This is a genomic window from Enterococcus avium, assembly GCF_002891025.1.
GTDB lineage: Bacteria > Bacillota > Bacilli > Lactobacillales > Enterococcaceae > Enterococcus_A > Enterococcus_A avium.
The window spans coordinates 563,438-585,658 of record NZ_NBSL01000002.1; the positions used below are offsets into that span (position 1 = coordinate 563,438).

Annotated in this window: 24 protein-coding genes; 20 read left to right on the top strand and 4 right to left on the bottom strand. The window is 39.0% G+C overall.

The features are described 5' to 3' along the window. Window positions 1-8 precede the first annotated feature (8 nt). The 6 genes from fabF to AUF14_RS02875 all read left to right on the top strand — a co-directional run bounded on the left by fabF (window position 9) and on the right by AUF14_RS02875 (window position 5,362). Entirely contained in the window at window positions 9-1,235 is a 1,227-nt protein-coding gene (gene fabF / locus AUF14_RS02850; protein WP_016180644.1) for a beta-ketoacyl-ACP synthase II, read from the top strand. 2 nt (window positions 1,236-1,237) lie between these two features. Next, the gene (gene accB, locus AUF14_RS02855; RefSeq protein WP_016180645.1) at window positions 1,238-1,705 is read left to right on the top strand and encodes an acetyl-CoA carboxylase biotin carboxyl carrier protein; all 468 of its coding nucleotides are present in this window, start codon (window positions 1,238-1,240) and stop codon (window positions 1,703-1,705) included. A gap of 200 nt (window positions 1,706-1,905) precedes the next feature. Then, window positions 1,906-2,328, top strand: a complete 423-nt coding sequence (fabZ, locus tag AUF14_RS02860; protein ID WP_016180646.1) for a 3-hydroxyacyl-ACP dehydratase FabZ — start codon at window positions 1,906-1,908, stop codon at window positions 2,326-2,328. A gap of 6 nt (window positions 2,329-2,334) precedes the next feature. Beyond that, window positions 2,335-3,699: an acetyl-CoA carboxylase biotin carboxylase subunit gene (locus tag AUF14_RS02865; protein WP_016180647.1), complete on the top strand. Its 1,365-nt coding sequence runs from the start codon at window positions 2,335-2,337 to the stop codon at window positions 3,697-3,699. 11 nt (window positions 3,700-3,710) lie between these two features. Continuing rightward, window positions 3,711-4,577, top strand: a complete 867-nt coding sequence (gene accD / locus AUF14_RS02870; RefSeq protein WP_016180648.1) for an acetyl-CoA carboxylase, carboxyltransferase subunit beta — start codon at window positions 3,711-3,713, stop codon at window positions 4,575-4,577. Continuing rightward, on the top strand, window positions 4,577-5,362 hold the full coding sequence (locus AUF14_RS02875; RefSeq protein ID WP_016180649.1) for an acetyl-CoA carboxylase carboxyl transferase subunit alpha: 786 nt from the start codon (window positions 4,577-4,579) through the stop codon (window positions 5,360-5,362). Before accD ends, AUF14_RS02875 begins: the two co-directional genes overlap by 1 nt. 32 nt (window positions 5,363-5,394) lie before the next feature. Here AUF14_RS02875 and AUF14_RS02880 read toward each other — a convergent pair whose 3' ends face one another. Then, window positions 5,395-6,840: an IS1182 family transposase gene (locus AUF14_RS02880; protein WP_016181586.1), complete on the bottom strand. Its 1,446-nt coding sequence runs from the start codon at window positions 6,838-6,840 to the stop codon at window positions 5,395-5,397. Between the two features lie 325 nt (window positions 6,841-7,165). Here AUF14_RS02880 and AUF14_RS02885 point away from each other — a divergent pair, with 325 nt between their 5' ends. The 12 genes from AUF14_RS02885 to AUF14_RS02940 all read left to right on the top strand — a co-directional run bounded on the left by AUF14_RS02885 (window position 7,166) and on the right by AUF14_RS02940 (window position 15,971). Next, window positions 7,166-8,008, top strand: a complete 843-nt coding sequence (locus AUF14_RS02885) for a transporter substrate-binding domain-containing protein (protein WP_016180650.1) — start codon at window positions 7,166-7,168, stop codon at window positions 8,006-8,008. 12 nt (window positions 8,009-8,020) lie between these two features. Continuing rightward, a complete protein-coding gene (locus AUF14_RS02890) occupies window positions 8,021-8,710 on the top strand; it encodes an amino acid ABC transporter permease (protein WP_016180651.1) in 690 nt (229 codons plus the stop codon). 18 nt (window positions 8,711-8,728) lie between these two features. After that, window positions 8,729-9,463: an amino acid ABC transporter ATP-binding protein gene (locus tag AUF14_RS02895; RefSeq protein ID WP_016180652.1), complete on the top strand. Its 735-nt coding sequence runs from the start codon at window positions 8,729-8,731 to the stop codon at window positions 9,461-9,463. A gap of 127 nt (window positions 9,464-9,590) precedes the next feature. After that, window positions 9,591-10,115, top strand: a complete 525-nt coding sequence (locus AUF14_RS02900; protein WP_016180653.1) for a YqeG family HAD IIIA-type phosphatase — start codon at window positions 9,591-9,593, stop codon at window positions 10,113-10,115. Then, on the top strand, window positions 10,116-11,225 hold the full coding sequence (gene yqeH, locus AUF14_RS02905; protein WP_016180654.1) for a ribosome biogenesis GTPase YqeH: 1,110 nt from the start codon (window positions 10,116-10,118) through the stop codon (window positions 11,223-11,225). It abuts the gene before it with no gap. Window positions 11,226-11,254: 29 nt separating this feature from the next. Next, complete coding sequence (gene yhbY, locus AUF14_RS02910; RefSeq protein ID WP_016180655.1) at window positions 11,255-11,566, top strand: ribosome assembly RNA-binding protein YhbY; 312 nt, start codon at window positions 11,255-11,257, stop codon at window positions 11,564-11,566. 33 nt (window positions 11,567-11,599) lie between these two features. Beyond that, window positions 11,600-12,235: a nicotinate-nucleotide adenylyltransferase gene (locus AUF14_RS02915; RefSeq protein WP_016180656.1), complete on the top strand. Its 636-nt coding sequence runs from the start codon at window positions 11,600-11,602 to the stop codon at window positions 12,233-12,235. Continuing rightward, on the top strand, window positions 12,225-12,821 hold the full coding sequence (gene yqeK, locus AUF14_RS02920; protein WP_016180657.1) for a bis(5'-nucleosyl)-tetraphosphatase (symmetrical) YqeK: 597 nt from the start codon (window positions 12,225-12,227) through the stop codon (window positions 12,819-12,821). The genes AUF14_RS02915 and yqeK overlap by 11 nt, the downstream gene beginning before the upstream one ends. A 59-nt stretch (window positions 12,822-12,880) precedes the next feature. Then, a complete protein-coding gene (gene rsfS / locus AUF14_RS02925) occupies window positions 12,881-13,237 on the top strand; it encodes a ribosome silencing factor (protein ID WP_277956735.1) in 357 nt (118 codons plus the stop codon). Then, entirely contained in the window at window positions 13,237-13,965 is a 729-nt protein-coding gene (locus tag AUF14_RS02930; RefSeq protein ID WP_016180659.1) for a class I SAM-dependent DNA methyltransferase, read from the top strand. Before rsfS ends, AUF14_RS02930 begins: the two co-directional genes overlap by 1 nt. 74 nt (window positions 13,966-14,039) lie before the next feature. Next, the gene (locus AUF14_RS02935) at window positions 14,040-15,179 is read left to right on the top strand and encodes a nucleotidyltransferase (protein ID WP_016180660.1); all 1,140 of its coding nucleotides are present in this window, start codon (window positions 14,040-14,042) and stop codon (window positions 15,177-15,179) included. Between the two features lie 72 nt (window positions 15,180-15,251). Then, complete coding sequence (locus AUF14_RS02940; protein ID WP_016180661.1) at window positions 15,252-15,971, top strand: YebC/PmpR family DNA-binding transcriptional regulator; 720 nt, start codon at window positions 15,252-15,254, stop codon at window positions 15,969-15,971. 44 nt (window positions 15,972-16,015) lie between these two features. On the opposite strand, the gene helD is transcribed toward AUF14_RS02940, so the two are convergent. Next, a complete protein-coding gene (gene helD, locus AUF14_RS02945; RefSeq protein WP_016180662.1) occupies window positions 16,016-18,298 on the bottom strand; it encodes an RNA polymerase recycling motor HelD in 2,283 nt (760 codons plus the stop codon). A 403-nt stretch (window positions 18,299-18,701) separates the two neighbouring features. On the opposite strand from helD, the gene AUF14_RS02950 reads away from it, so the two are divergent. Continuing rightward, window positions 18,702-20,122 (top strand): IS3 family transposase gene (locus AUF14_RS02950; RefSeq protein WP_225844249.1). Its coding sequence is split into 2 segments (ribosomal slippage): window positions 18,702-19,179 and window positions 19,179-20,122, totalling 1,422 coding nucleotides; the frame shifts between segments, so codons are not numbered across the junction. Between the two features lie 137 nt (window positions 20,123-20,259). On the opposite strand, the gene AUF14_RS02955 is transcribed toward AUF14_RS02950, so the two are convergent. Both AUF14_RS02955 and AUF14_RS02960 read right to left on the bottom strand, forming a co-directional pair. Next, window positions 20,260-21,126, bottom strand: a complete 867-nt coding sequence (locus AUF14_RS02955) for a VOC family protein (protein ID WP_016180665.1) — start codon at window positions 21,124-21,126, stop codon at window positions 20,260-20,262. Window positions 21,127-21,143: 17 nt separating this feature from the next. Beyond that, complete coding sequence (locus tag AUF14_RS02960) at window positions 21,144-21,554, bottom strand: VOC family protein (RefSeq protein WP_016180666.1); 411 nt, start codon at window positions 21,552-21,554, stop codon at window positions 21,144-21,146. Between the two features lie 318 nt (window positions 21,555-21,872). On the opposite strand from AUF14_RS02960, the gene AUF14_RS02965 reads away from it, so the two are divergent. Further along, on the top strand, window positions 21,873-22,049 hold the full coding sequence (locus AUF14_RS02965; RefSeq protein WP_016180667.1) for a 2-hydroxymuconate tautomerase: 177 nt from the start codon (window positions 21,873-21,875) through the stop codon (window positions 22,047-22,049). Window positions 22,050-22,221 lie beyond the last annotated feature (172 nt).

Sequence of the window (22,221 nt, forward strand, 5' to 3'; positions counted from 1 at the left end):
GGAAGTAAATGAATCGTGTTGTAATTACAGGCTTTGGTGTCGCATCACCAATTGGTAACGATGAAGAGACATTTTTAAAGAATTTAAAAGAAGGAAATCATGGTTTTGGACCGATCACGCGTTTTGATGCCAGCGAAACTGGTATCTCGGTAGCAGCAGAAGTCAAGGATTTCCCTTTGGAAAAATATTTTGTTAAAAAAGATACGAAACGGATGGAAACTTATTCATTATATGCCATCTATTCTGCTCTTGAAGCGTTAGAAATGAGCGGTATTAACACAGAAGAGGAAAACATGGAACGTTTTGGCGTGATGATTGGCTCTGGTGTTGGCGGTTTGGGAACAATCCAAGATCAGGTACTAAAAATGGATGCAAAGGGCCCCGCTCGAGTATCACCAATGTTTGTTCCTTTGGCTATTGCTAATATGGCTGCAGGAAATGTGGCATTACGAATTGGTGCAAAAGGAATTTGTACTAGTACTGTAACAGCTTGTGCTAGTGGTACACATTCAATCGGTGAAGCGTTTAGAAATATAAAGCATGGCTATTCTGATGTAATTGTCGCTGGTGGTGCTGAATCATGTATTAACAAAATTGGAATAGCTGGTTTTGCGGCCTTAACAGCTTTGAGCACTTCGGAAGATCCTGCTCGTGCATCCATTCCGTTTGATAAAGATCGTAACGGATTTGTGATGGGAGAAGGTGCCGGTGTCTTGGTCTTGGAATCTTTAGACCATGCGCAAAAACGCGGTGCAAAAATTCTAGGTGAAGTTGTTGGTTATGGTGCAACCTGTGATGCATACCATATGACATCGCCTACACCTGATGGTGATGGTGCTGCAAGAGCGATTACTGAAGCAATTAAAGAGGCTGGGATTCAGCCAGAAGAAGTGAATTATGTGAATGCTCACGGTACAAGTACGCCACCTAATGATGTTCCTGAGAGTCGAGCGATTGCAAAAGCATTGACTGACAATGCTTATGTCAGCAGTACAAAATCGTTGACTGGCCACTTATTGGGCGGTGCTGGCGGAGTCGAAGCGGTAGCATCCCTAATGGCTTTACAACATCAATTTATTCCACCAACTGCAAATATTAAAGAGATCGATCCAGAGGTTGTAGCAAATGTTGTAATTAATGAAGCAAAAGAAACAACAGTCAACTACGCTGTAAGTAATTCTCTAGGTTTTGGCGGTCACAACGCTGTGATCTGTTTGAAACGCTGGGAGGCATAACAATGGAAATCAATGAAGTCAAGGAACTGCTGAATCAATTCAACGATTCGAATCTCACTGAATTTGATTTACGAGAGGGCAGTTTTGAATTATATATGAATAAAAATCAAACAAGTCGTCAAACTGCGGCACCTAGTCAAACGGAACAATCCGTGGAAGCGCCAGTCGCTGTAGCAACTTCGACTAGTTCGACAACGGTTGAACCGGAAGCAGCACCAACTGTGGCAAAAGGAGAAGGTCAAGTTATCACTTCACCAATCGTAGGGATTGTCTACTTACAGCCATCTCCAGATCAAGAGGCCTATAAATCAGTTGGTGATTCAGTGAAACAGGGAGAAACTGTTTGCATCATTGAAGCAATGAAATTGCTAAATGAAATCACAAGTGATTTTGATGGCACTGTTACTGAGATCTTAGTAGAAAATGAAGACGTTGTTGAATACGGCCAACCACTATTCCGAATTGGTTAAATAGGCTGTTCGTTATGAGTTACACTTGGGTGTTTTTAATGGTTAGTGGACTCGGATGCCAACGACAATTAAAAGGTTGTTTTTTGAATTGATTTTATTTTCCAAATTCTTCGGGTTTCTAACTTTAGTGAATTAGGCTACGTAGAGAAAATCAGACTGATAAAAAAACAATCCGTTAATATGAACGAGGAGGATTTAAAATGCTAACAATTGAAGAAATTAAAGAAATTATCCCGCATCGCTATCCAATGTTGTTGATCGATCGCGTAGAAGAATTAGAAGCAGGTAAAAGTATCAAAGCAAAGAAAAATGTTTCTGTTAATGAACCATTCTTCCAAGGACATTTCCCTCATGAACCAGTAATGCCTGGTGTATTAATCGTTGAAGCAATGGCCCAAGCAGGTGCTGTCGCTTTATTATCAATGGAGGAGTTCAAAGGCAAAACAGCTTATTTTGGCGGAATCGATAAAGCGAAATTCCGTAAGAAAGTCGTGCCGGGAGATACTTTAGTATTAGAAGTAGAATTAACAAAGGTTCGTTCTTCAGCTGGTTGCGGAAAAGGCATCGCGTATGTCGATGGCAAAAAAGTAGCCGAAGCAGAATTGACTTTTATGATTGGATAGATGTCTATGTTTTCAAAAATTTTGATCGCCAACCGTGGCGAAATTGCCGTACGAATCATCCGTGCCTGTCGTGAATTAGGAATTCAGACAGTCGCGGTTTATTCTGAGGCGGATAAAGAAGCATTACACACTGAGATGGCGGACGAAGCGATTTGCATCGGTCCGGCTCGTTCAAGCGAATCCTATTTAAACATGCAGGAAATTTTAAGCGCAGCAATTGTGACCAATGCAGAAGCAATCCATCCAGGTTTTGGTTTCTTGTCAGAAAATAGTTTGTTTGCAACGATGTGTGCCGAATGCAATATCAAATTTATCGGACCAAGTGAAAAAACCATCGACGCGATGGGAAATAAAATCCACGCGCGACAATTGATGCAAGAAGCCGGTGTTCCAGTCATTCCCGGCAGTGATGGAGCGATCGATACTTTAGAGGAAGCTGAAAAACTAGCAGATAAAATCGGTTATCCAGTCATGCTGAAAGCTGCTGCTGGCGGAGGCGGGAAAGGCATTCGTAAAGTTCCTAAGAAAAGTGAACTTGAAAAACATTTTCTATCTGCGAAATCAGAAGCTAAAGCAGCTTTTGGCGATGATGCGATGTACATGGAAAAAATTATTTACCCAGCGCGCCATATTGAGGTGCAGATTCTTGGGGATCAGCAGGGTGAGGTCATTCATCTAGGCGAACGAGATTGTTCATTACAACGGAACAATCAAAAGGTTTTAGAAGAAGCGCCTTCTGTAGTGATTGGCGAAGAGAATCGTAAGATGCTTGGAGATATTGCTGTTAAGGCAGGAAAGGCTGTAAATTACGAAAGCGCTGGAACAATTGAGTTTTTACGTGATGAAGAGGGCAATTTCTACTTTATGGAGATGAATACGCGTATCCAAGTGGAGCATCCCATCACAGAAATGATCACGGGAATCGATATTGTCAAAAAGCAAATCAAGATTGCTGCTGGCGAGCCTTTAGGTTTAAAACAATCAGACGTAAAATTTCAGGGCCATTCTATCGAGTGTCGGATCAATGCTGAAAATCCAGCGTTCAATTTTGCGCCTTCTCCAGGGAAAATCAAAACGTTGCTATTACCAAGCGGTGGTTTAGGCTTACGCGTAGACAGTGCGATGTACAGCGGAGTGACAATCCCACCATATTATGATTCAATGATTGCGAAGATTATTGTTCACGGAGAAGATCGTTTTGATGCTCTAATGAAGATGCAAAGAGCCTTAGGTGAATTTGTTTCAGATGGTGTGATTACGAACGTTGAATTCCAAATGGATCTGATCAGCCACCCAAGTGTTTTATTTGGAGATTATGATACAAGCTTCTTACAAAAAACATTTTTACCTGAATGGCAACAAAGCGAGTAGGAGGAATTTAGGTGGGCCTTTTTAATAAGAAAAAAAACTACATTCGGATCAATCCTAATCGCGACAGTGTACCGACAACGAAGCCAACTGTCCCTGACGATATGTGGGCGAAATGTCCAAATTGTAAACGAACACTCTATAAAAAAGAGATGGGTGCCGAAAAAGTTTGTCCTCACTGTGGATACAGCTTTCGAATCAGCGCTTGGGAACGATTGGCATTGACGATTGATGAAAAAAGTTTTATCGATTGGGACAATGATTTAGTTCAAAAAAATCCGATTGATTTTCCTGGGTATTTGGCTAAAATCGATAAAACAAAAGAAGCAACTGGGTTGGATGAAGCTATTATAACAGGCAAGGCAACGATTAATGATCAAAATGTTGCAATCGGTGTAATGGATGCTAACTTTATTATGGGCAGTATGGGAACTGTGGTTGGTGAAAAAATCACGCGACTCTTTGAAAAAGCGATCGTTGAAGAATTACCAGTCGTGCTTTTTACGGCTTCTGGTGGTGCTCGAATGCAAGAAGGAATTTTTTCTTTAATGCAAATGGCTAAAATTTCGGCGGCGGTTAAGCGCCATAGTAATGCCGGCTTACTTTATATTACTGTCTTAACTGATCCGACAACTGGTGGCGTGACCGCTAGTTTCGCGATGGAAGGCGATATTATCTTAGCTGAACCACAAACTTTAGTTGGATTTGCTGGTCGACGAGTGATCGAACAGACGATTCGTCAACAACTGCCGGATGATTTCCAAAAAGCGGAATTTCTTTTGCAGCATGGGTTTATTGATCAGATCGTTCCGCGTTTAGAGCTGCGCGATCGTTTAACGCAATTATTATCATTCCATCAACAGAAAGGCTGGTGCGAATAATGGGTCTGACTGCTGGAGAAATTGTAAAATTAGCGAGACATCAAGAACGTCTGACTAGTCTGGATTATTTCGAAAAAATTTTTACCGATTTTCAAGAATTCCATGGTGATCGTTTATTCGGTGATGATCCTGCGATTGTTGGCGGAATTGCGAATCTTGCAGGAAAGCCAGTCACTGTGATCGGGATTCAAAAAGGAAACGATCTAAAAGAAAATATGGCGCGTAATTTCGGTCAGCCCAATCCTGAAGGTTATCGCAAAGCGTTACGTTTAATGAAGCAGGCAGAAAAATTCAAGCGACCTGTGATTTGCTTCGTGAATACGCCTGGAGCTTTCTGCGGTGTTGAAGCCGAAGAGCGTGGCGAGGGGGAAGCCATTGCTCGTAACCTTATGGAAATGTCTGATTTAAAAGTACCAATTATTTCGATTGTAACTGGAGAAGGCGGTAGTGGGGGTGCTTTAGCCTTGGCTTTAGCTGATGAAGTCTGGATGATGGAATACAGCATTTATGCGATTCTTTCACCCGAAGGCTTTGCATCGATTCTTTGGAAAGATGGAAAGCGCGCGGATGAGGCGGCAGAGCTGATGAAAATTACCGCAGCTGAGCTTTTAGAGCTAGATGTTATTGATCGAGTCATTCCTGAAACGTTGAAGGGAAAAAAACTCAGTGAAGATAAGATTATTCGCATGATGAAAAAATTATTGATTGAAAAAATTACTGAGTTATCAAAAATTTCTACTAAAGAATTGATCGAAAATAGATATCAACGATTTCGTAAATTTTAACCAAACATCCGACGACGGCAAAGGCCGTCGTCTCAGACTGTAGACAAAAGACGTCTCGAACTCGTAATTTGAGTTTGAGACGTCTTTTTATCTGATTTCTTTCGAAATTTTGAACAAAAAAATAAAGGCTCCTTGCCTTTCCATAGCCAGGTGGCTAATTTCTTTAAATTCATTGCAGCAAACACTAGCATCGTATGCGTCGCGACTTTTTCCAAGCCTCGATACTTGGTCCAACGCATCCCATGCTTTTCTTTTGCATCCGCAAATATTCGTTCAATCGTTTGTTTCCGTTTTTTGTAAATTGATTTATTCAGATCCGTTAGGCGAAGATGTTCCACTTCATCCATCAGATCTCCCCAAACATGTCTCGTGATGACTCGTTGATGATTTTTACTTTTGGTACATTGGTTTAGCAGAGGACAGTTCACACATTCTTTTGGATTGGATTTGTATTCTCGGTACCCTTCTCGATTAACCGTTGAAAAAGCGAGCATTTGATCTTGCGGACAAATGTAACAATCATAATACTCGTCATAGAGAAACTCGTTTTTTGATAATAACCCCTTTTTCCCTTTGGGCCTTGAATAAGGCAAACAAGGTCGAAGGTTCAAATGAGTCAAAAAGTGAACAAACTTAGGTGTCTTATACCCAGCATCAGCGACAACACAGTTGATTTCAGGAAAAAGTCTCTTCGATTGTTTGACGAGCTGAAAGGCGACTTGACTGTCATGAATATTTCCAGGAGTGATGATTGTGCTAAGAATAAATCCGTTGTCGTCGCATGAAGTATGGGCAGAATAAGCAAATTGTTTTTCTCGTTCGCCTTTGACGTAGTAGCCGCTTTCCGGATCAGCCTTACTTATTTTTCTTTCTTTCAGCTTCACTTCCTTTTCTAAGTCCAAAGTAAAAGGGCGTTTTCCGGCCTCTATTCGTTGACGATTGATCTCATCTTCTAATTCATCCTGATAGGCTTTCGCTTCATCATGGGTCATTTCTTTCGTAAACTTATGTTTATTGGCGTTAGCTTTGATGTGGGTAGAATCAAGATACAAATTATCCTCTGTTACAAAACCTGCTTTAACTGCTTGTTCTAAAATATAGGCAAAAATATCCTCAAACACCGTCGTTTCTCTAAATCGGCGGACATAATTCTTTCCAAAAGTTGAGAAATGGGGGATTTTCTCCTCGAAGGAATAGCCTAAAAACCAGCGGTAAGCGACATTGGTATCGACTTCCTTAATGGTTTGTCGCATGGAACGGATACCGAATAAATACTGAATAAACACCAATTTGATCAGAATCACTGGATCGATACTTGGGCGACCTAAATCGGAGTAAGTGGCTTCGACGATTGGATAAATAAATTCAAAATCAAGCGCGGCATCAATCTTTCGAACGAGATGATCTTGAGGAACTAGATCATCAATCGTAAGCATCGCAAATTGATTTCTACCATTCGTATTGTTTTTAGACATCATAACTATCACTCCTTGCATTCGTTTTCATAAATCTATTATAAAAGAAAAGACTGTAGACATCATCCATAAAATGGACTTTGTCTACAGTCTGCGACGACGGCAAAGGCCGTCGTCTTTGTTTTTATATAATGAAAATTGAGAGTAGTCAGAAGTTTTCTATCAATCATGATAAAAATATTTATACATTTAGGGGTGGGATATATGCAACAATAGAACTTATTTCCAAAAATATTTTAATATTTATACATAAAAATGCTTGTTTTATGAAAATTACATGCTATAATAAATTCATTGAAAAAAGCATTCAAAAATAGGAGGAATTAGGATGAAAAAGATTACCGGCTTAGTTATGACATTAGTAGCATTATTTACCCTAGCAGCATGTGGTGGAGGCGGCGATAAATCATCGGACTCATCAAGTGCTAAAACAGAGGATCAATTGGCAGCAATCAAAAAAGCAGGCGTATTAAAGGTTGCAACTTCAGCGGACTATGCGCCGTTTGAGTTCCATACCATGGTGGACGGTAAAGATAAAATTGTCGGTGCAGATATCGATTTAGTCAATGAGATTGCCAAGCAATTAGGAGTCAAGGCGGAAGTTTCAGACATGAGCTTTAACACCGTTTTAGCTTCATTGAAGGAAGGAAAATCGGATATCGCTATCTCAGCGATTTCTGCTACAAAAGAACGTCAGGAACAATTTAACTTTACGGATAACTACTACAATCCGCCACAAGTAGTGATTATCAATAAAAAGAATGAAAATAAATTTACAAGTTTAGAAACGTTAAAAGATAAAAATGTCGGTGCGCAAAAAGGTTCGATTCAAGAGGATGTTGTAAAAACACAAATTAAAGATGCCAAACTTGTTTCAATCGAAAAAGTACCAAACATGGTGATTGAAGTGAACAGCGGTTCGTTAGATGCAATGGTTGTAGAAAAAACAATCGCAGAATCTTATGTCCAACAAAATCCTGAATTAATGATCGCTAATATTGATTTAAAGGCAAATGAAGATGAAGCCTTCGCAATTGCTTTACCAAAAGATGGCAGTGATAAACTACAAGCAGAAATTAATAAGATTATCAAAAAGTTGAATGATGAAGGCAAGATTGATGAATATGTTCAACAAAATCATGAATTAGCCGAAAAATCAGCAGAAGAATAGGGGAAACAGGTTTTGAACTTTTCTTTTTTGGATAAATACTTATCTTATTTCGTTTCAGGAGCGGGAATTACCGTTATTATCTCGCTAGTAACAGTTTGTCTTGGGACTTTAATCGGTCTTGCAATGGCACTATTAAAGTTATCTAAACACAAGCCCTTAAACTGGTTAGCAAATATCTACATCGAAGTGCTTCGCGGCACTCCGATGTTATTACAAATTACAATCGGATTTTTAATTTTACAAGGTTTTTTTCCTTCCAAAGATTTAGATGTCGGGGTGTTAACAGTTAGCCTGAGTCGCTTATTTCCAGGGATGATTGTCCTATCTTTGAATTCTGGAGCCTATGTTGCAGAAATCATTCGTGGCGGTATTACAGCGGTGAATTATGGTCAGACGGAAGCTGCGCATTCATTAGGATTGCGTCCAGCGCAAACAATGCGTTATGTGATCTTACCACAAGCGTTGAGAAACATCCTACCGCCATTAGGAAATGAATTTATTACTTTGATTAAGGATTCATCTTTGCTTGCAACGATTGGGATCAATGAATTAATGGGCTCTGCCCAAATCGTTGTCTCAAACTCTTATATTCCTTTAGAACCATTAATTGTCGCTGCGGCCGTTTATTTCGTGATGACCTTCATCACTTCCCGTTTAGTAAATCTGTGGGAGAAAAAACTTGGAAAAGGCTATCAGCGATAAGGAGCAGAGGTGAATATAATGACAGAAGCATTGATTCAAATTGAACATCTAAATAAAAAATTTGGTGACAATGAAGTCCTGAAGGATATATCTGCGGAGATTCTCCCAGGCGAAGTGGTCGTGATTATCGGGCCCTCTGGTTCTGGAAAAAGCACGTTTTTACGATGTGTCAATTTATTGGAGGTTCCGACTTCAGGCACTATTAGATTCGAAGGAACAGATATTACCGATAAAAAGAATGACATTTTTAAAACACGTGAAAAAATGGGGATGGTTTTTCAACAGTTCAATTTATTTCCCAATATGACGGTTTTAGACAATATCACTTTATCACCGATTAAGGTTAAAGGATTGGCAAAAGCTGAAGCGGAAACGATCGCGAAGGAATTGCTTGAAAAAGTGGGCTTGTCGGAAAAAGCTGGGGCGTACCCGCAATCGTTATCTGGTGGACAACAGCAGCGTATTGCTATCGCACGCGCATTAGCAATGCAACCAGATGTTATGCTCTTTGATGAACCAACCTCAGCACTTGATCCTGAAATGGTCGGCGACGTATTAGAAGTTATGCAGCAGCTGGCTAAAGAAGGAATGACCATGATGATCGTGACTCACGAAATGGGATTTGCTAAGGAAGTTGGCGATCGTGTCATCTTTATGGATGGCGGTGTGATTGTAGAAGAAGGAACTCCAGAGGACGTTTTTGACCACACGAAAAGCCCTCGAACGATTGATTTTTTGTCAAAAGTATTATAAGAATAGTGAGACTAGGCAAAGAAAGCCTAGTCTTTTTTTAAACCTTTGTAGCGAAATGTAGAGTTTTCAAAAAAATTGCGTTATAATCAGGTTTTGTAGAAGTATAAATAAAGTTATAGGAGTTGCCATGTTAGATAAATACAAACCAACGTGGATGGTCGAAGCCATTTATCAAATAACCCCTGAGCAATTAAAGATGCATGGATTCAGAGCGGTTTTGACGGATTTAGATAATACCTTGATTGCTTGGAACAATCCTAACGGTACAAAAGAGCTGATTGATTGGCTGAAAATGATGGATGACGCAGGAATTCCTGTGGTTGTTGTTTCAAATAATAAGGCTAGCCGCGTGGCTAAAGCGTTAGAAAGCTTTCAACTAGACTTTGTTGCTCGGGCAATGAAACCATTTGCGGTGGGAATAAAGAATGCTCAGCAGCAATTGGGTGTTTCAAAAGATGAGATTGTTATGATTGGTGATCAAGTGATGACTGATATTCGCGGAGCTAATGCAGCTGGTATACGCAGCATTCTGGTTCGTCCCATTTTAAACACAGATGGTTGGAATACGCGAATCAATCGTTTTTTTGAACGTCGTGTGATGCATATTTTGTTGCGCAAAGATCCTGATATGAAATGGAAGAGTGAACTATAAATGGAAGAAGAATTATTTTGTATCGGCTGTGGTGCAAAGATTCAAACAGAGCATTCAAATGAATTAGGCTACACACCGCTTTCAGCTTTGGAAAAAGGCCTAGCCAGTGGCGAAGTTTACTGTCAGCGCTGCTTTCGTTTGCGTCATTATAATGAGATTCAAGATGTGTCATTGACTGATGATGACTTTTTACGTTTATTGAATGAGTTAGGAAAAGCAGACGCCTTGATTGTAAATGTGGTGGACATTTTTGATTTTAATGGCTCATTGATTCCTGGGCTGCACCGTTTTGTCGGTGATAATCCAGTGCTGTTAGTCGGAAATAAAGTCGATTTATTACCGAAATCATTGAAGAGAGGGCGTTTAACACAATGGATGCGAGAACGTGCTCATGAAGAAGGCTTGCGACCTATTGACATCTTATTAACAAGTGCGCGTAAATCAAATGAAATGGCTGATTTATTAGAAAAAATTGAAGAGTATCGAAATGGTCGAGATGTTTATGTAGTGGGTGTGACAAATGTTGGGAAATCAACATTGATTAATCAAATCATTAAGCAAACTGCTGGTGTTCAGGATTTAATTACAACCTCTCAGTTTCCAGGTACTACTTTAGATAAGATCGAGATTCCTTTAGACGATGGCCACTATTTATTTGATACGCCGGGAATCATCCATCGGCATCAGATGGCGCATTATCTTGGAAAGAAAGACTTGAAGATTATTGCTCCGCACAAAGAAATAAAGCCTAAAGTCTATCAGTTAAACGCCGGTCAAACATTATTCTTAGGCGGTTTAGCTCGTTTTGATTTCATTCAAGGGGATCGCGCTCCATTTGTTGCTTATGTGTCAAATGATATTGATCCGCATCGAACAAAATTGGAAAAAGCGGATGCCTTCTATGAAAAACATATTGGAGGATTACTACAACCACCGCGTCCAGATGAAGTCGAGAGTTTCCCAGAACTAGTTCGTTTCGAATTTTCTATCAAAGAAAAGTCGGATATTGTTTTTGCGGGACTTGGCTGGGTAACGGTGACGAAGCCCGCCGTTGTAGCTGGCTGGGCACCTAAGAGTGTAGATGTCTTGACCCGCAAAGCATTAATTTAAAATCTATCATCTAAATAAGGGGAGTATGAATGGAATTAAGAGGAAAACAAAAACGTTTCTTACGCAGTCAGGCCCATCATTTACAACCGATTTTTCAAATTGGAAAAAATGGGATCAATGACGCAGTAATTGTTCAGATCAATGAAGCGTTAGAGAAAAGGGAATTGATCAAAATCAATTTATTGCAAAATACTGATGAGATTGCTGAAGATGTGGCTCACGTATTAGAAGAAAAAATTAATTGTGAGATTGTTCAAATCATTGGACGTGTATTGGTTTTATACAAAGCTTCAAGCAAAGAAAAGTATCAAAAAATCTCGAAAGAAGTGCAAGGGATTTAAACAACTTTTTAGAATAATGAGGGGGAGTAACTGTTGTATCAAGATGTCTTAACGATTCCAAAAGTCAAACCAATGACGGATACTATGATGCCTAAAAAGCAGGTCGGTCTATTGGGTGGTAACTTTAATCCGATTCATAATGCGCACTTAATGATTGCGGAACAGGTCGGACAGAAAATGGGATTTGACGAAGTACATCTACTGCCAAGTTATTTACCGCCGCATATCGACGAAAAGAAAACGATCGATAGTAAGCATCGATTGGCGATGGCCAAATTGGCGATTGAAGATAATTCTTTTTTATCAATAGATACAAGAGAGCTTGCTCGTAAAGGTAAAAGCTATACGATTGATACGATGCTGGAAATGACTGCTGAAAACCCTGATACGGAGTATTATTTCATTATTGGCGGGGATGAGGTTGCTTATCTGCCTAAATGGCATCGAATTGATGAACTGGTTCGCCTCGTTAACTTTGTAGGGGTGAAGCGCGCAGGATATTCATCGGAAAGCCCATATCCAATCATTTGGGTTGATGTACCCGAAATCCAATTATCGTCTTCCTATATTAGAAAACAGGTTAATCAAGGTTGTTCGATTCGCTACCTTGTTCCAGATCGAGTGCGGGAATATATCACAGAAGAAGGATTGTACCTTGATGAAATATGATGAAAAGTATACAGCATTAGATCGTGAAGCACTGATGCAAGCTGTTCAGATGCGAATGAGTGAACGTCGTTTCAAGCACGTTTTAGGTGTTGAAGAAACAGCAGTGGCTTTGGCAGAACGCTTTGGTGGCTCACCTAAAAAGGCAAGTATTGCAGCACTGACGCATGACTATGCGAAAGAACGTTCTGATGAAGAATTTAAATTGGCAATTGCTAAAGGAAATTATGAGAATAAAACAGAGCTGTTAAAGTACGGCAATGCTATCTGGCATGGGCTTGTAGGCGCGGACTTTGTTGCGCGTGAGTTAGAGATTACAGATGAAGAGATATTGAATGCGATTCGTCTTCACACTACAGGAGCAGCAGAAATGACGTTATTAGATAAGATTATTTATGTAGCAGACTACATCGAACCGGGAAGACATTTTCCAGGAGTAGAAGATGCGCGTGTCATTGCTTTTAGTGATTTAGATCAAGCCGTAGCATTTGAAACGAAACATACACTGGCTCATCTAATCGAAAGTGAAACGCCAGTTTATCCTAAAACGATTGAGACATATAATCGTTGGGTATCCAGAATGATGTAAAATAATGATAATAGTAGCAATATTGAATAAGCAAGTGATTTGGAATAAGGAGGAGAATTATCATAGATAGTAAAAATATGTTAGAAATCGCCGTGAAGGCAGCTGATTCGAAACGAGCAGTTGATATTGTGGCTTTAAATGTCTCACAGGTCTCATTATTGGCGGATTATTTTCTGATTTGTTCAGCGAATTCGGATCGTCAAATCAATGCGATTGTCGATGAAATTATTGACAAAGAAGAAGAAGCACAAGTAGAAGTGAAACGGGTTGAAGGAAAAGATGGCGGGAAGTGGGTCTTGATCGACTTAGGTGATGTGATTGTTCATGTCTTCAGTACTTCAGAACGTGAATTTTATAATTTAGAAAAATTGTGGTCAGATGCACCGCTTGAAAATATCGAGGCTTGGTTAGATTAATGGCCTATGAAACATTCGCCTTTGTATATGATGAGATAATGGACGATTCTTTATACCAGAAATGGTTGGACTTTTCAATGCGTCATCTGCCAAAAACAACGAACCAAGTTTTGGAACTAGCTTGTGGGACTGGGGCATTAGCGGTAGAATTTGCTAAAAATGGTTTTGAGATAACAGGATTGGACCTATCTGAGGAAATGCTGACACTGGCCAGTAATCGTGCTATTCAAGAAAATGTCTCTATTAATTGGATTGCTGGAGATATGTTGGATTTAACAGATATTGGAAACTACCAAGCAGTTACCTGTTTTTCAGATTCCCTTTGCTATATGGGGGACGTAACACAAGTCAAACAAGTTTTTGAGGGTGTATATGATTTATTAGAAGTTTCAGGAACATTTGTTTTTGATGTCCATTCGACACATCAAATAGATGAAATTTTTCCCGACTATAGTTTTCATGATCAAACTGATGATTTTGCCTTTCTGTGGGATAGCTATTCAGGCGATTTTCCTCATAGTGTTGAACATTTTTTGACATTCTTTGTTAAAAGAGAAGACGAAATGTTTGAACGAATCGATGAATTGCATAAGGAACGGACATATCCATTAGAAACATATCAGAAGATGTTAACTGAGGTTGGTTTTAAGTTTGAAGTCTTTGCAGACTTTACAGATGAAGCACCGAGTAAGACAAGTAAACGTTGGTTTTTTGTCTGTCAAAAATAGCCGAGAGAAATCTCGGTTTTTTTGTGAATTTATCTTCGCTGCTTAGCGTTAACAAAGAGAGAAGGAGGATCAATATGCGCAGCTGTGGAATCGTAGTAGAGTACAATCCCTTCCATAATGGACATCGATATCATGCTGAAAAGGCACGTGAATTAAGTGGTGCTGATGTGGTGGTGGCTGTAATGAGTGGGAATTTTTTACAACGAGGAGAACCGGCGATCATAGACAAATGGGCACGAACAAAGACAGCCTTGCAAAATGGGGTTGATCTCGTGGTGGAACTGCCCTTTTCATGGGCGGTACAATCTGCAGATTATTTCGCTAGAGGCAGTATTAAGCTACTGCAAGCTTTGAAGTGTGATGCCCTATGTTTTGGTACAGATAGTGATTCTCTTTTTGATTACGCCGAATACGGTCGTTTTTTTATTGAAGAGAAGACAGCGATTGATCAGCTTTTTCACGAACTTCCCATTGGCTGGAGTTATCCGGAAAAAATGGCTGAAGTTGTTTCACGTTTGTATCCAAAAGCGAAGGCGTTTCCTCCTAACCATATTTTAGGATTAAGCTATGCAAAGGAAAATGCAATGTACGAACAGCCAATGGAAATTTTTCCGCTAGTGCGTAAAGATCAAGGCTACCATGATGAGCAGTTAGTTATTGATCAATTTGCAAGTGCAACAGGGATTCGACAAGCTGTTCTGACGGGAGAAGATATCTCAGCATTTGTGCCAAAGGAGACACAAGCTGAAGTGAGTCAGTGTCATATCTCATGGTCAGATTTTTGGCCGTATTTAAATTATCAATTACGGGCAAGTTCATTGGACAAACTGCGAGATATTTATCAGATGAGGGAAGGTCTAGAGCATCGCTTAGTTGAGCGAGATCTTGGTAGTTTTTCGAATTATTTAAGAGAAATCAGTACGAAACGTTACACACAGCCTCGATTACAACGTCTTTTAACCTATGTTTTGCTACAAGTCAAAGAAGTTGAGATACAAATGGAGCAGGAGAATACAATGCTGCATATTTTGGGCTTTACTGAAAAGGGACAGACTTATTTAAATAATATGAAGAAAAAATTTACGTTACCAGTGGCCGCGAAAATAGGTCAAAAGGAAAAAGAAAAACATTTCTTAACTTATCGTGCGGATCAAGTTTACCAATTAGTTCACCCTATGGAACAAACGATTGGTCGATTTCCGATTCGAGTATAAAAAATACTTTGCAAAGCGCAAGGGAGTCGTTATAATGAGAAAGTATGAAATTAACGAAAGAGAAGTGAAAACATGGGACGTAAATGGGCGAATATCGTAGCTAAGAAAACTGCGAAAGATGCAAACAACAGTAAAATTTACGCTAAATTTGGAATTGAGATTTATGCAGCTGCTAAATCGGGTGAGCCTGATCCGCATGCCAATCAAAAATTGCGTTTTGTTATCGAACGTGCGAAAACGTATAATGTTCCAAAACATATTATTGATCGAGCGATTGAAAAAGCAAAAGGTTCTGGCGATGAAACGTTCCAAGAATTACGTTACGAAGGCTTCGGCCCGAACGGTTCAATGGTAATCGTAGATGCATTAACAAATAATGTAAATCGGACAGCTTCAGATGTTCGTGCTGCTTTTGGTAAAAACGGTGGGAACATGGGTGTTTCTGGTGCGGTTTCTTATATGTTCGACAATACGGCACTATTTGGTTTTACTGGAGAAGATGCTGACGAAATTTTGGAATACTTAATGGACAAAGAAATCGATGTACGCGATGTAGTAGATGAAGAAGGTCAGATCATTGTCTATGGTGAACCTGAAGATTTCAATGCGATTCAAGAAGCCTTGAAAGAAAAAGGTATTACAGAATTTTCCGTTGCTGAAATGCAAATGATTCCTCAGAATGAAGTCACTTTAACTGGTGATGATTTAGAAAAATTTGAGAAAATGATTGATGTGTTGGACGAGTTAGAAGATGTTCAACAAGTTTATCACAATGTCGAATTAGATGATTAATAGAAAAAAGGCCAGAAAGAATCATTTTTCTTTCTGGCCTTTTTTTATAGTAGAGATTGTTCTTTATATAAATTTTCTGGAATCATTTCCAATAAAGGACTTCTTTTCCCAATAACTAATAAATTCAATTCATGCATCGCGCGTGTGCAGACAGTATAGAGAATTAATTTGTCTTGTTCAGTATGATAATTTTCTGGCGAGATATTCCACGCATAAACACGATCAAATTCTAATCCTTTTGCTAAATAAGTAGGAATGATAATCAGACTTTTCTTCATGAAGTCTTCTTCATCAGTCAATAGTTGCACGTATTCTTTTTGAGCTGTAGTCAGTTGATTATACAATGCCTGACATTCTTCTACTGTTTTGGCAATAATAGCCGTTCGCCAATATTTCGCCATTTCAGCTGTTTCTTCAATTTGATGAATCAAGCCTTCAATCATTTGGCTAGATTCATTAGCATAATAGACTTGTGGCAGGTTACCAATACGAGCAGTTAGTTCCACGCGATTTTCTTGCGTTAAAAACTGATTGGCGAAGTTGGTGATTTCTTCTGTTGAACGGTAACTTGTAGTTAATTCAAAATGAGTCAGTGATTGTTCTGGAAAAATCTCCTCTAATGAATGAACCATACTTTCATTTCCAAAAACTTTTTGATTTAAGTCGCCGCATAAGGTATACGTCGCCTTCGGATATAGGTGACGCAATAACGCCACTTGTGCAGGTGAGAAATCCTGCATTTCATCGATAAAGATGAAGCGGGCTTTTTGTTTCACATCTAATGGATGAATGGATTTCATCAAAAGAAACATCAACGTACCATCCTCTAAACTAATATCTTTTTGTTTAAAATCGGTTCGAAGTGCCTCGAGCATATCTTTCCAATTTTCATCAGTCAATTGATAGCGAGTTAAGAGCTGGTTTGGAATGCTCTGTAAGAAATGCAGATATTGTTTGGCGTAATTAATAAATCCAAATCGATTAATCATTCTACGGATCGGACGCATTTTTTTACGTACAATTTTTTGTGCCATTTGTCGGCGTAGGCGGCGTTCAGCCTTTTCTGAATCTTCCATATTAGGGTTGTTAACAAATACAGCTTCAACCAACTCATCTGCAGCCTTTTTAACCCAATCTTTTTTCATTTCGTCTTTTTCTAAGCCACCAATTTTTTTCAAAAGCTTGGTTTGCAATAATTGCATCCGTTGATACATTGGAAGCTCTAGATTAGCTTCTTGATACCAATTGCGAATTTGCTTCTTAGAAATTAATACTTCCTGATTCAACTTAAGATCACGAAAGAGTGGACCAAACTCAGTAATACGATCGACATACTTGTACAATTCCTGAACAATCGCAAAACTACTCTTCGTTCGCAATACTCGGTCATCTTGTCCAGAAAGAAAAACTTCCTCATGGCTTTCTTCTGTATGAATTTGATAGGACGGAAGTAGGGCGCTTAAAAAGGTTTTAAATGTTTCAGTCGGAATACCACTCTCACCAAGTGAAGGTAGGACTGTTGAGATGTAATCAGAAAAAATATGATTAGGAGAAAATAATAAGACCTGCTCATTATCTAACCACTTACGATTGTGGTACAGCAGGTAAGCAACACGCTGGAGTAATGCGGAGGTCTTTCCGCTTCCGGCGATTCCCTCTACTACTAAAACTTTGCTTCTCGTATCTCGAATTATTTCATTTTGCGAACGTTGAATCGTAGCTACGATATTCTTCATATGATTAGAAGAGGCTTCGTCCAAAATTTCCAATAGAAAATCATCATTGATTGCTTCTGATGTATCTACCATTGATAGTATGTGACCTTCACGGATTTTAAACTGGCGCTTTAACAATAACTCAATCGGGATGATAGCATCATGAGCTTCATACTGAGTTTGTCCCAATGTCCCCTCATAATAAAGGTTAGCAATCGGTGCTCGCCAATCAATTACTACGGTTTCTTCTTGGAGGTCCCGTAAAGAAGCGATTCCTAAATAAAGCGTCTCAGCTTCTTGATCTTCTTTAAAATCGATTCGTGCAAAATAAGGATTTTCCAACATCAATCTTAAAGCTCGTTGCCGTTTTTCCTGAGAGGCTAAAGATTGGTAGCGTACAAGTAGTTCTGCTTCATGCTGCCGAGTATCGGCCATTGTTTCAGCCAAAGCTTCAAAAGAACCACCTTGGATTCTTTGTCCGGCATTTTCTAACATATCAGTATCAAATTTTTCTTTTGTTTTTTTCTTTTGGCTGTCCAAAAAAACTATTTCTTGTTGGATCAAAGCGCTTGTCTGTTGGACGTGCTCTTGTTCGTACTCTCTTGCGTTCATTGAGCATCCCCCTTTGTTTTTCCATTAGCTGTTTATAACAGCATAATAGTATAGCATATAAGGTCAAAGAGAAGCAAAGAGCTCGTTTTGACTAGCAGGAGATGGAATTAGTAACTTTATAATTTGAATAGTTGATGTTAAACGTGAAAAACATTGAATTTTAGAGAGAAGTGGAAGAAATATATAGATAAACAAGAGAGGTCGAGAAACAGACAAATGTGAGGCTGTTAGATGATTAGAGGAATGCAAAATGACAAAGAAAATTGAACTGTTCAATTATTTGGTCAAAGAAATTCTAAAACGAAGGACTTTTAATAAAAAACGAACACCTAAGGGCTTTAAAATATGAACCGACCCCCAAAAGTTAGACCAAAAATCTAACTTTTTGGAGGTCGGTATTTTTATGACTGAATATGGCTTTGAAATCAAGCTGAAAGTTGTTCAAGATTATTTAGATGGAAAAGGTGGCTATCGCTATCTAGCGAAAAAGTATGGAGTTAAGAACGCGGATCAAGTAAGAAGCTGGATTAATTCCTATCAACAATTTGGTGAGGAAGGACTCTTTCGAAAACATTATGATAATACTTACTCTGTTCAATTCAAGATGGATGCGATAGAGTTATATCAAACGAGTGAGTTGTCCTATCGTGAAGTTGCCAATAGACTCGGTATGAGGAATCATGCTCTGATTGCCAGTTGGATGCGGAGTTTTCGAGATGATGGTATCAAGGGACTCTCAAAACCGAAAGGACGTCCACCTACCGTGCCTAAGAAAAAAGAAAAGCCAAAGAAAGATTTTGTTAAAGTAACATCGGAAGAACGCGACCGTATTAAAGAATTAGAAAAACAAGTCCGTTCACTTCAGATAGAAAATGCCTTTTTAAAAGAACTGAGGAAGCTGCGAAATCAGGAAGCCCAACAAAGACGAACGAATCAATCGCACGAATCATCCACAGCCTCCGAGGATCCTTCAAATTAGTTGAGCTTCTTGAGACCTTGGACTTTCCTAAAGCAACGTTTATGTACTGGCAAAAACGATTTGACAGAGAAAACCCTGATCAAGAAATTGAAGCCGAAATGCTTCGTATTCGTAAAGAACATAAAAATTATGGCTGTTTACGAATGACGAACGAACTAAAGAATCGTGGATTCCATGTTAATAAAAAGAAAGTCCAACGTTTGATTCGAAAACTAGGAATCGAAGTGCGTTCATACACGCGGAAATCACGGCGCTACAGTTCTTACCGAGGAAAAGTCGGGAAAGTGGCGAAACACCGGATTCGTCGTCACTTTTATACGACTATTTGTCACCAAAAAATTACGACAGATACAACAGAGTTCAAATATCTTGAAGTGGACACCAAAGGCGTGATCCGTCAGAGAAAGTTATATCTGGACCCGTTTATGGATATGTATAATAGCGAGATTCTTTCGTACCGCATCTCGGAAAAGCCAAATGCCTTGGCAATCATGGAAGGCTTAGAAGAAGCCATAGCGATCACGAATGATTGCCCGTATCGTCGCACTTTCCACTCGGATCAAGGCTGGGCCTATCAGATGAAAGCCTACCGTCGAAAACTAAAGAAACAGAAAATTTTTCAAAGTATGTCTCGAAAAGGAAATTGTTTAGATAATTCCATCATGGAGAATTTCTTCAGTCTTCTAAAACAAGAAATTTTTCATGGAGAAACCTATCACAGTTTTGATGAACTAAAAACGGCGATTGATGATTTTATCTATTACTACAACAATCACCGGATGAAACAGAAATTGAACTGGAAAAGCCCTGTTCAGTTTCGAGAAACAGCACAGAAGGCGGCATAATCGCTTAGCTTAAGAAACAAAAAACGGAGTAGATTTCTCTACTCCGAAAAAAGTCTAACATTTGGGGGTCACTTCAATATGAAAGCTCATAAGTGTTCGTTTTACTAGGTATTTTACCTAAACTTCTTTATAGGTAGTCAATTAGTTCCATCAAAAGCCTGCTTAATTTGTGCAAGATTAATTTTTTTCATTTTGTACATTTCTTGCGTCGCGTGACGAGCTTTTTCGGAATCCGAACTATTGGTCCAATTTAGCAGATCCTTATTGAGTGTTTGCCAAAAGACTCCGTATCGATCTTCCATCCAGCCGCAAGGCCATTCCTTGCCATCATACGTAAGAGCCTCCCATACCTTATCAATATCCGTTTGATCCTTAAAATAGAAGTAAAAAGAATTTGCCATCGTAAAAGTAAAAGTATGCTTTTCTGGGCTATCCATAATAATCAGATCGTGACCGCGTAATTGAAATCCTGAAGCGCGCAGACGGTCTTCTTTTCCTTTGATGACAAAAGTCTGTTTTCCACCAAAGATGGCGATCCATTCATCAATTGCGGCTTGAGCCAAGCCATAATTGTTGTTGGCAAACATGATACAAGGGATGATTGTTTGCAAGTTTTCTCCCAAACGGACCTGCCAGGAAAAACCATAGCGATCATTTGTCCAGCCAAATTTGCCAAGCTCAGGATAATCTGTCAGTGGCATTAATGTTTCACCGTCATGATTTAATTGTTTCCAAACATTAAGAAGTTGTTCTTCGTTTTCACAATTAACAACATAGGAGATTGCAGGTGACGGGGAGAAATCATCCCCTCCATTCAATAAAAGAAATTCGCAGCCGGCTAATTCTAAAGTAATCGTTAATAAGTCACCAATTTCACCGTGCTCATCTGTAATAAAATGTGTTTGATTCACAATCCTACTATCTTCAAAGGTGGACGAATAAAAGTCAGCAGCTTCACTAAGATGTCCGTTAAACCAGAGACAACAGCCAAATTGCTGTTCCATGGAATTTCCTCCTCTTTTTAATAAAGATTGATGTGCCAAATTACACCATATTGATCTTTAACCATTCCATATAATTCTGCCCAAAAGGTTTTTTCAAGCGGGAGCAATATAGTACCATTCTCTGCTAATTGCTGAAAAATATCTGTAGCTTCTTCTGTTGTTTTCGCATTATATACTAAGGCCACGTTGTTCCCCACAATTATTGGAGGTGCCAAATTTTCAGGACTGTCTGAGATCATAACATTCGTGTCATTAATTTTTAAATTGGAGTTCATCACTAAATCTTTGAGACCATCATCAATCGGATGCTCGTCATCTTGGGGCATCTGCCCAAAAGTCATAATTTGAGCTGGCTCTGTTTCGAAAACTTTTTCATAAAAGGCGATTACTTCAGCAGCTTGATCTTTGAAATGCAAGTAAATATCCATGATTTTTCCTCCATTCTTATGCTGATACTTTAACACGAAGAAAGGGCTATCAATAGTAATTTGACTTACTGAAGAGACAGATGCTTGATTTTTTTGAAGAATGGCTGAAATAGTTGTCGTGAATCTGCTCAGGGTGGTTAAATTAGAAGCTTTTTTGCTAATTTAAAAATTTTTCTATGTATAAAAAATAAGCTCTGATTCGTTAATCATCTGCAATTATTTCCTTAAGTTAGCAAAAGGTAATCTGTAGCACCATGTTTTTAGATGAAATATGATAAAATAAGGCGATAAAAACAAATGTTAAAGGAGCGATTTATTATGCCATTCGTGCACATCGAGTTAATTGAAGGAAGAACAGAAGAGCAATTGACTAAAATGGTGGAGGAAGTAACTGAGGCAGTTTCAAGAACAGCAGGAGCGCCAAAAGAAAATATTCATGTTATCATTAATGAGATGCAAAAGGGCAAATATGCACAAGGTGGTAAATGGAAATAAGATTTCCTATTTATACTTGCATTTCAATCCAATAAGTGTTTATAATGACTTTGTAATTGATTGATGAAGAAAGACACCTGAACTTGAAGGCTGTTTAACAGAGAGGAAAAGCTCGGCTGAAACTTTTTCCAGACAAGCGCAAGGGATGACCACTTTCAGAAGACTCTTGTTA

Excerpts from the sequence above, each read along its gene's own strand:
- AUF14_RS02960 (WP_016180666.1), bottom strand. The coding sequence starts at position 21,554 with ATGGATATTTACTTGCATTTCAAAGATCAAGCTGCTGAAGTAATCGCC.
- AUF14_RS02885 (WP_016180650.1), top strand. The coding sequence starts at position 7,166 with ATGAAAAAGATTACCGGCTTAGTTATGACATTAGTAGCATTATTTACC.
- AUF14_RS02935 (WP_016180660.1), top strand. The coding sequence starts at position 14,040 with ATGCGCAGCTGTGGAATCGTAGTAGAGTACAATCCCTTCCATAATGGA.
- helD (WP_016180662.1), bottom strand. The coding sequence starts at position 18,298 with ATGAACGCAAGAGAGTACGAACAAGAGCACGTCCAACAGACAAGCGCT.
- accB (WP_016180645.1), top strand. The coding sequence starts at position 1,238 with ATGGAAATCAATGAAGTCAAGGAACTGCTGAATCAATTCAACGATTCG.
- AUF14_RS02880 (WP_016181586.1), bottom strand. The coding sequence starts at position 6,840 with ATGATGTCTAAAAACAATACGAATGGTAGAAATCAATTTGCGATGCTT.
- yqeH (WP_016180654.1), top strand. The coding sequence starts at position 10,116 with ATGGAAGAAGAATTATTTTGTATCGGCTGTGGTGCAAAGATTCAAACA.
- AUF14_RS02940 (WP_016180661.1), top strand. The coding sequence starts at position 15,252 with ATGGGACGTAAATGGGCGAATATCGTAGCTAAGAAAACTGCGAAAGAT.
- AUF14_RS02965 (WP_016180667.1), top strand. The coding sequence starts at position 21,873 with ATGCCATTCGTGCACATCGAGTTAATTGAAGGAAGAACAGAAGAGCAA.
- AUF14_RS02930 (WP_016180659.1), top strand. The coding sequence starts at position 13,237 with ATGGCCTATGAAACATTCGCCTTTGTATATGATGAGATAATGGACGAT.
- AUF14_RS02900 (WP_016180653.1), top strand. The coding sequence starts at position 9,591 with ATGTTAGATAAATACAAACCAACGTGGATGGTCGAAGCCATTTATCAA.
- yqeK (WP_016180657.1), top strand. The coding sequence starts at position 12,225 with ATGAAATATGATGAAAAGTATACAGCATTAGATCGTGAAGCACTGATG.
- AUF14_RS02895 (WP_016180652.1), top strand. The coding sequence starts at position 8,729 with ATGACAGAAGCATTGATTCAAATTGAACATCTAAATAAAAAATTTGGT.
- AUF14_RS02875 (WP_016180649.1), top strand. The coding sequence starts at position 4,577 with ATGGGTCTGACTGCTGGAGAAATTGTAAAATTAGCGAGACATCAAGAA.
- fabF (WP_016180644.1), top strand. The coding sequence starts at position 9 with ATGAATCGTGTTGTAATTACAGGCTTTGGTGTCGCATCACCAATTGGT.
- AUF14_RS02865 (WP_016180647.1), top strand. The coding sequence starts at position 2,335 with ATGTTTTCAAAAATTTTGATCGCCAACCGTGGCGAAATTGCCGTACGA.
- AUF14_RS02955 (WP_016180665.1), bottom strand. The coding sequence starts at position 21,126 with ATGGAACAGCAATTTGGCTGTTGTCTCTGGTTTAACGGACATCTTAGT.
- yhbY (WP_016180655.1), top strand. The coding sequence starts at position 11,255 with ATGGAATTAAGAGGAAAACAAAAACGTTTCTTACGCAGTCAGGCCCAT.
- fabZ (WP_016180646.1), top strand. The coding sequence starts at position 1,906 with ATGCTAACAATTGAAGAAATTAAAGAAATTATCCCGCATCGCTATCCA.